This is a genomic window from Roseomonas sp. 18066, from assembly GCF_902706185.1.
Classification (GTDB): domain Bacteria; phylum Pseudomonadota; class Alphaproteobacteria; order Acetobacterales; family Acetobacteraceae; genus Pseudoroseomonas.
Window position 1 is genome coordinate 19,225 of sequence record NZ_CACSJM010000082.1, and the last position, 8,025, is coordinate 27,249.

9 protein-coding genes are annotated in these 8,025 nt (G+C 72.7%); 6 read left to right on the forward strand and 3 right to left on the reverse strand.

Annotated features, from left to right (window positions below; genetic code table 11):
• Positions 1–2: 2 nt before the first annotated feature.
• Complete coding sequence (locus GVN67_RS17020; protein ID WP_159998105.1) at positions 3–1,334, forward strand: FAD-binding oxidoreductase; 1,332 nt, start codon at positions 3–5, stop codon at positions 1,332–1,334.
• Positions 1,335–1,356: 22 nt separating this feature from the next.
• Here the strand turns inward: GVN67_RS17020 and GVN67_RS17025 are convergent, their stop codons facing one another.
• Positions 1,357–2,331: an MBL fold metallo-hydrolase gene (locus GVN67_RS17025; RefSeq protein ID WP_159998107.1), complete on the reverse strand. Its 975-nt coding sequence runs from the start codon at positions 2,329–2,331 to the stop codon at positions 1,357–1,359.
• Between the two features lie 100 nt (positions 2,332–2,431).
• On the opposite strand from GVN67_RS17025, the gene GVN67_RS17030 reads away from it, so the two are divergent.
• From GVN67_RS17030 to GVN67_RS17045, 4 genes are all read left to right on the forward strand, one after another.
• Positions 2,432–3,322 carry a LysR family transcriptional regulator gene (locus GVN67_RS17030; protein WP_159998109.1) on the forward strand — a complete coding sequence of 297 codons (891 nt, stop codon included), beginning with the start codon at positions 2,432–2,434 and terminating at the stop codon, positions 3,320–3,322.
• A 55-nt stretch (positions 3,323–3,377) separates the two neighbouring features.
• A complete protein-coding gene (locus GVN67_RS17035; RefSeq protein ID WP_159998111.1) occupies positions 3,378–3,560 on the forward strand; it encodes a hypothetical protein in 183 nt (60 codons plus the stop codon).
• 149 nt (positions 3,561–3,709) lie between these two features.
• Positions 3,710–4,693, forward strand: coding sequence for a tripartite tricarboxylate transporter substrate binding protein (locus GVN67_RS17040; RefSeq protein ID WP_159998113.1), 984 nt, complete (start codon positions 3,710–3,712; stop codon positions 4,691–4,693).
• Positions 4,690–5,709: an amidohydrolase gene (locus GVN67_RS17045; protein WP_159998115.1), complete on the forward strand. Its 1,020-nt coding sequence runs from the start codon at positions 4,690–4,692 to the stop codon at positions 5,707–5,709. The genes GVN67_RS17040 and GVN67_RS17045 overlap by 4 nt, the downstream gene beginning before the upstream one ends.
• Here GVN67_RS17045 and GVN67_RS17050 read toward each other — a convergent pair.
• A complete protein-coding gene (locus tag GVN67_RS17050; RefSeq protein WP_159998117.1) occupies positions 5,685–6,011 on the reverse strand; it encodes a transposase in 327 nt (108 codons plus the stop codon). The genes GVN67_RS17045 and GVN67_RS17050 overlap by 25 nt on opposite strands.
• Before the next feature lie 164 nt (positions 6,012–6,175).
• Between GVN67_RS17050 and GVN67_RS17055 the strand changes: the two genes are divergently transcribed.
• On the forward strand, positions 6,176–7,372 hold the full coding sequence (locus tag GVN67_RS17055) for a Zn-dependent hydrolase (RefSeq protein ID WP_159998119.1): 1,197 nt from the start codon (positions 6,176–6,178) through the stop codon (positions 7,370–7,372).
• A gap of 37 nt (positions 7,373–7,409) precedes the next feature.
• Here the strand turns inward: GVN67_RS17055 and GVN67_RS17060 are convergent, their stop codons facing one another.
• Positions 7,410–7,763, reverse strand: a complete 354-nt coding sequence (locus GVN67_RS17060; RefSeq protein WP_159998121.1) for a cupin domain-containing protein — start codon at positions 7,761–7,763, stop codon at positions 7,410–7,412.
• Positions 7,764–8,025 lie beyond the last annotated feature (262 nt).

The window sequence follows — 8,025 nt, forward strand, 5'->3', positions numbered from 1 at the left end:
CCATGGACCCGACCATTTTCCACCCCACCTTCAAGGCCCGCCCCTATTGGTGGGACGCCATCGACATCGACGGCCCCGAGCCCGCGACCGAGCTGCCGGCGCGCGCCGATGTCGTCATCATCGGCGGCGGGCTGACCGGGCTGAACTGCGCCATCGAGCTCGGCCGTGGCGGCGCCCGGCCGCTGGTGCTCGATGCCGAGCCGCTGGGCTACGGCGCCTCCACCCGCAATGGCGGCGGCGTCTCCGGCGGCAACAATGTCGGCAAGGGCCTGTCCGGCGCCAAGGGCCGGCAGAGCCCGGAGGAGATGCGCGACTGGCTGCGCGCCATCATGGGCGATGCCTCCGAGGGGCTGGCGCATATCGAGGCGCTGGTGGCGCGCGAGGGCATCGACTGCCACTACGCGCGCACCGGCCGCTTCGTCGGCGCCTGGACGCCGAAGCACTATGCCGGGATGGCGGCCAAGATCGACACGCTGAACGAATTCGCCGCCGCCGATGCCCATATGCTGCCGCGTGAGCGCCAGCGCGAGGAGATCGCCTCCGACTACTACCATGGCGGCATGGTGGTGAACCGCACCGGCAAGATCCATCCCGGCCTGTATCACCGCGGGCTGATGGCGGCGGCGCGCCGGCATGGCGCCACGCTGATGGGCCGCACCCGGGCCGGCGCGCTGACCCGCATCGCCGATGGCTGGCGCGTCGAGACCTCGCGCGGGCCGGTCGAGGCGGGCGAGGTGGTGATCGCCACCAATGGCTATACCGGCGCGCTGACGCCGGACCTGAAGCGCCGGCTGATCCCCGTCGCCTCCCATATCATTGCGACCGAGGAGCTGGACCCGGCGCTGGCCGCCAGCCTGATCCCGAAGCAGCGCACCCTGGCCGACAGCCGGCGCATCCTCTGCTACTACCGGATGTCGCCGGACAACCGGCGGGTGATCTTCGGCGGCCGCGCCCGCTTCACCCAGATCACGCCCGAGGTCTCGGCGCCGATCCTGCACGCGATGATGCTGGAGCGCTGGCCGCAGCTGAAGGGCGCCCGCATCACCCATGCCTGGACCGGCAATGTCGCCTTCGCCTTCGACTACCTGCCGCATATGGGGGTGACGCCGAAGGGGCTGCACTACGCCATGGCCTGCAACGGCGCCGGCGTCGCCATGCTGTCCTATCTCGGCGCCGAGCTCGGCAAGAAGCTGCTGGGCAAGAGCAACCGCATGCCGGTCTTCGACGGCCGCGACTTCCCGACGCGGCCCTTCTACACTGGCCGCCCCTGGATGCTGCCGATGGTGGGCAACTGGTACCGCTTCCGCGACTGGCTCGACCGCCGCGCCGCCTGAGGCCGGCATCCGGCCTCAGGCGTCAGAACTGCCAGCCCATCGGCACCCAGGCGAAGCCCTGCTCGAGGCGCAGCAGGTGGCCGAGGCCGGGGAAGGGGAAGTGGAAGCCCAGCACCGGCAGCCGCTCGGCCGCGGCGCGCGTGAAGATGCGCTGCCGCGCCGCCAGCGCCGATGCCGGGTCGCGGTCCGGCCCCGGGCGCCAGGGCCGGTCGATATTGACCACCGGGTGATAGGCCAGGTCGGCGGTCAGCAGCAGCTGGTCGCCGCCCGAATGCACCAGGAAGGCGGCCATGCCCGGGGTATGGCCGGCGGCCGGCAGGCTGGCCAGGCCGGGCAGGATCTCGGCGCCCGGCTCGTAGAGCACGATGTCGCGCCGCAGCGGCTCCAGGCTGTGGCGGATGGCGGCGCCGAAGCGCTGGCGGAACTCGGCCGGCACCGGCATGTAGGACAGGTCCGGCGCCGCCCCCATGAAGAAGTCCCAGTCGGCGCGCGGCGCGAAGACCGTGGCGCGGGGGAAGGCGCGGCCGCCCTCGGCGTCGCGCAGATTGCCGACATGGTCGGGATGGGTGTGCGAGACCACCACCGCGTCGATATCGCCGGGCGCCAGGCCGATCGCGGCCAGGGCGGCGAAGATCCGGCCGCCGCCCGGGCCCATGGTGGCGCCGGCCCCGGCCTCCAGCAGGATGCGCTGGCTGCCGGTCTCCAGCAGCAGGGTGTTGAGGTTCAGCACCAGCCGGTCGGCCGGCAGGAAGGCGCGGCGCAGCACCTCGCGCAGCTCGAGCTCCGGCGCGTCGGCGGCATAGACCGCGGGCGGGCCGCCGATCAGCCCGTCGCTCAGCACGGTGGCGCGGATGGCGCCGATCCGGAAGCGATAGGCGGCGGCATTGCCGGCGGGGTCCGCTGCCGGCTGGGTCGCCGCGGGCGTCGCCCCCAGCGTCGCGCCGCCGGCCAGCGCGGTCAGCATCAGGCGGCGGCGGGGGAGGGTGGGGTGCGGCATGCGGCGCTCCTGCGGGGTTCCGGGGCCCTGGCAGATGACATCGCCCGATTGCGCGGATAAGCTGGGTCTCGCCGATCAGCTTGATAAGAAAAACGGTGCAATGAAGCCGCTGCGCCTCGACAGCCTGGATGCCTTCGTCGCCATCCTCCGCGCCGGCGGCTTCCGCGCCGCGGCGCTGCAGCGCGGCGTCTCCTCCTCGGCGCTCAGCCAGTCGGTGGCATCGCTGGAGGCGGCGCTGGGGCTGCGGCTGCTGAACCGCACCACCCGCAGCCTGGCGCCGACCGAGGCCGGGGCGCAGCTGTTCCGCCGCCTGTCGCCGGCGCTGGACGACATCCGCCTGGCGATCGACGAACTGAACCGGCTGCGCGACAGCCCCTCGGGCCATCTCCGCATCAACGCCCCGGGCCCGGCGGCCGACCATGTGCTGTGCCCGCTGGCCTTCGACTTCATGCGCCGCCATCCGGAGGTGCAGGTCGAGATCATCAGCGACGCCGCGCTGGTCGATATCGTCGAGCAGGGCTTCGATGCGGGCGTGCGCTTCGGCCGGCAGCTGGCGCTGGACATGGTGGCGGTGCCGCTGGGGCCGCCGCTGCGCTACGCCATCGTCGCCGCACCCGACTACCTGGCGCGGCGCGGCCTGCCGGCGACGCCGCAGGAGCTGGTGCGGCACGACTGCATCCGCCGCCGCTTCCCGAAAGGCGCGCTGGTCACCTGGCGCTTCGCCAGGGGGGCGGAGGAATTCGAGCTGGAGCCGCAGGGCCGGCTGACCCTGGGCTCGGCGCATCAGGAGCTGCAGGCGGCGCTGGCCGGCCAGGGGGTGGCGCATCTCTTCGAGGACTATGTGCGCCCGCATCTGGCCAGCGGCGCCCTGGTCGAGCTGGTCGCCGAGTGGAGCCCGCGCCTGCCGGGCTGGTTCCTCTACTATCCCAGCCGGCGCCATCCCAGCGCCGCGATGAAGGCCTTCCTGGCGCATATCCGTGCGCAGCGTTGACGGGCGGGGCCGGTCTTCGCCAGGCTGCCGGTCCAACCCTTGGGGAGGCCGCGGCATGCCCGCCCTTCGTGCCGCGACCCTCGCCGCCCTTCTGTCAGCCCTGGCGGCCTGCGCCGGCGTCTCGACCCGCTCGATGGACGAGGCCGGCCCGGCCATCGAGGCCGAGGCCGCCGACCCCGCCGGCCGGCCGCATCGCAGCCCGCGCAGCATCGAGGAAGGGCTGCATTTCCGCTTCTAAAGCGTGATGGCTTGAGGTGGAGGCATCGAAAAGCCTGAATCACGCGATCGAACAGCGCCGCTTGGCAGCCGCGGCGGTCGGTGCGTTTAATTCCGGAGCGGCCGCGCCAAGCGGACCGATAAGAAGAAGCTCCGGAGGAAGAACAGGACATGTCGAAGGTGATCGCGCGCCGCGGCCTGATGGCGGCGGCCGGCCTGACGCTGCTGCCCGCCACAACCCCGCAGGCGCAGGAGGCGGCCTTCCCGACCAGGCCGGTGACGCTGGTCAACGCCTATCCGCCCGGCGGCGTGACCGACACCGCGACCCGGGTGCTGGCCGAGCGGATGGGCCAGGCGCTGGGCCAGAATGTCGTGGTCGACAACCGCCCCGGCGGCGCCACCAGCCCGGCCAGCACCGCCGTCGCGACGGCGAAGCCCGACGGCTACACCCTGCTGATGGGCTCGCCCACCTTGGCCATCAACCCGGCGCTGCAGCCGGCGCTGACCCCGCGCGCGCCGCAGAAGGAGCTGGTGGCCATCGCCATGGGCTATCGCACGCCGATGGTGCTGCATCTGCACCCTTCCGTGCCGGCGAAGACCCTTCCGGAATTCATCGCCTATGCCAAGGCGCATCCCGGCGAGATCAATTTCGGCTCCTCCGGCATCGGCGCGGTGAACCATCTCTGCATGGAGCTGCTGCGGGCGCGGGCCGGGCTCGACATGGTGCATGTCCCCTATCGCGGCGGGGTGCAGGCGCTGCTCGACCTGCGCAGCGGCCGGCTGCAGGCGATGTTCTCGGCCGCCCTCGAGGCCGCGCCGCCGATCACCGAGGGCGTGACCCGGGGCCTGGCCGTCTCCTCCGCCCAGCGCTTGGCGCTGCTGCCCGACCTGCCGCCGGTGGGCGAGACCGTGCCGGGCTTCGACGTCGCCTTCTGGCAGGGGCTGTTCGCGCCCGCGGGCACGCCGGCGCCGGTGCTGGCGAAGCTGGAGGCGGCGATGCTGACGGCGACGCGCGACCAGGCCCTGGTGCAGCGCCTGGCGACGCAGGGGGTCTCGGTCCTGCCCGAGACCGGCGTGCAATTGGCCGAGCTGCTGGCGCGGGAGACCACCACCTGGTCGACGCTGATCCGCGACGCCGGCATCCGCCCCGAATGAGCGCGGCGCTGCCCCCCCTGCGCCATCCGCCGGTCCGCCCGGACTGGCTGGCGCGGCGGACGGAGACGGCGCTGGAGCCCGAGCTGCCGATCATCGACGCGCACCACCACCTGCGCAACCGCGCCGACGACGTCTACCTGGCCGCCGATTTTCTGGCGGATGCCGCGCAGGGGCACGACATCCGCGCCAGCGTGGCCGTCGAATGCATGGCCCACTTCCTGCCCGACGGCGACCCGCTGTTCCGCCCGGTGGGCGAGACCTTTTTTCTATGCGACCAGGGCGCCGGGACCAGGGTCGCGGCGGCGATCGTCGGCTATGCCGACCTGACCGCCGGCGCGGCCATCCGCCCGGTGCTGGAAGCGCATGTCGCGGCCGGGCAGGGGCGGTTCCGCGGCATCCGGCAGATCGCGACGCACCATCCCGACCCGGCGGCGCGCGGCTCCACCGGATCGCCGCCGCCCGGGCTGCTGCTCGACCCGGCCTTCCGCGCAGGTTTTTCCCAGCTGGCGCCGCTGGGGCTGAGCTTCGAGGCCTGGCTCTACCACACCCAGCTGGCCGAGCTGCGCGACCTGGCCGATGCCTTCCCCGACACCCGCATCGTGCTGAACCATGTCGGCGGCGCGCTGGGCATCGGCCCCTATGCCCAGCGCGGCCGGCATGTGCGCGCGGCCTGGAGCGCCGCCCTGCGCGAGCTCTCTCACTGTCCCAACCTGTCGATCAAGCTGGGCGGGATGGGGATGCGGCTGTTCGGCTTCGGCTTCCACGAGCAGGACGACCCGCCCGGTTCGCAACAGCTGGCCGAGGCCTGGCGGCCGCTGACGGAGATCTGCGTCGAGGCCTTCGGCGCCGAGCGCTGCATGTTCGAGAGCAACTTCCCGGTCGACAAGGGCGCCTGCGGCTATGTGCCGCTGTGGAACGCCTTCAAGCGGATCAGCCGCGGCTGGACGCCGGCCGAGCGCGCGGCCGCCTTCCACGACACCGCCGCCCGCTTCTACCGGATCGAGGGGCTGGGCTGAGGCGCCCGGGCGCGGCGCCGCAACGCGCGGATCTGGCGGCGCAGCACGGCATTTTCCGCCACCACCGCGGACAGCGCCGCCTCCTCGGCATCGCCCTGCCAGCGATACAGGGTGGAGCGCGGCACGCCCAGGCGGATGGCGATGATGGCATGCGCCACCCCCTGCTGCCGCAGCAGCCGCGCCTGGCCGACCATGCGGGCGATCTCGGCGGGGCAATAGCGCGGCCGGCGGCGGCGCACATCCAGCCGGATGCGCGCGGCGATGCTGTCGCAATCGGGCTCCGGCTTCAGGCTCGGGCGCATGCGGCGGCTCCTCGGTCAGGGTGGCTCCTGTCTTGAAGACGAACGAGACGGGCCGGCGTACACCCTGCCCGCGAAATTTTTTCGGCCCCCGGCCGGGGCAGGGGGCGCGCGGCGCCGGCTTCGCGCCTATCCTGCCCGCCTCGCGACAAGAGGATGACGGGCGGATGGCTCTGAGCACGGACCGGTTTCTGGCGGATCTCGACGCGCTGCGGCGCATCGGCACCTACAAGAGCGGCGTGCACCGCCCGACCTTCGGGCCCGAGGACATGGAAAGCCGCCACTGGCTGGTCGCCGCGATGCAGGCGGCGGGGCTCGAGGCCTCGATCGACGGCATCGGCAATGTCTTCGGCCGCCATCCCGGACCCGGCCCGCATCTGCTGGCCGGCAGCCATATCGAGACGCAGAACCAGGCCGGCTGGCTGGACGGCGTGCTCGGCGTGGTGGGCGCCCTGGAGCTGGCGCGCGCCGGATTGCCGGTCGATGTCTGCGCCTATGCCGACGAGGAGGCGCATTGGGGCGACTTCATCGGCAGCCGCTCGCTGATCGGCGAATTGTCCGAGGAAGACATCGACGCCGCCCGCAACCGCTACACCGGCGCGGCGCTGCGGCCGACGCTGGAAGCGGTGGGCCTGGCCGGGCGGCCGCGGCTGCTGCTCGACCCCGCGCGCTACAAGGGCGCGCTGGAGATGCATATCGAGCAGGGCACGCAGCTGGAGAATGCTGCCCTGCGCATCGGCGTCGTCACCGGCATCGTCGGCATCCGCCAGTTCCGCATCGTGATCACCGGCCAGCAGGATCATACCGGCGGCACGACGATGCGCGAGCGCCGCGATGCCGGGCTGACGGCCGTGCGGCTGCTCGGCCTGCTCGACCGCGAGATGCCGCGGGCGGCGGCCGAGCGCAGCGTCTGGACCACCGGCCGCATCGCGCTGGAGCCGAACGCGCCGATGATCATCCCGGGCCGCGCGGAAATCGTCTTCTCGTTCCGCGACCTGTCGGAAGCGGTGATGGACCGGATGGAGGCCTGTCTGCGCGCCGTGGTGCAGGAGAGCAACCGCCAGGAACGCTGCCCCGCGGTGCTGGAGGAGATCAGCCGCTCCGCCCCGGCGCTCTCTGACCCGGCGATCGTCGGCGCCTTCCAGGGCGCGGCCGAGGCGCTCTGCCCCGGCGCCTGGCAGGCGATGCCGAGCGGCGCCATCCATGACAGCCAGATCCTGGCGCGCAAGCTCCCCGTGGGCATGCTCTTCGTGCCCTCGATCGGCGGCATCAGCCACCACTGGACCGAGGACACCAGGCGGGAAGACCTGGCGCTGGGCATGGAAGTGCTGCACGGCGCGGCGCAGCGCTTCCTGGCGGCCTGAAGCCGCGCGGCCCGCGGTCACCCGCGGGCCGGCCCCGTCAGGAGATGACGGTGAAGACCTTGCGCACCTTCTCCACCGTCTTCCAGATGCCGGTGAAGCCGGGCTTCATGACGAAGCTGTCGCCGGCGCGGAAGGTGCGGGTCTCGCCGCCCTGCTCGGTCAGCTCGACGACGCCGGCGATCAGGTGAACCACCTCGCAATCGCCGCCCTTCATCGAATGGGTGGTGCCCTCGGTCAGGTCGGCCACGCCGCTGCGCACCCGGCCGCCATGGCTGGTATCCTGGTCCCAGACGGTGACCTCCGGCCGGCCCTCGATCAGCCGGTCCTCGGGCGGATGCTTGGTCACGCCCGCGCCCAGCGCCGTCGTCTCGATCTTCACCAGCAGCGACATGGTCGTCGGTCCTTCCGTCAGGGCTGTCGGGTCCAGCCAGTCGGGTCCAGCCTATCGGCCGCCTGCCGCGCCAGGCTGCCGTGCTGGCGCTGTCCGCGGCAGAAGCCGCTGTTCGCGGCCCCTGGCCTGGCAGAAGCTGTCGGCGGCATCCCCGGGTGGATCCCTTGGGCCGGCCCTCGGCGCGGCTTTGTTTCAGGCGGTTTCGGCGGCCTGATTTCTGTGGCTCCCGGGCGCGCCCCCCCGCTATAAGCCGCCCCCGCTC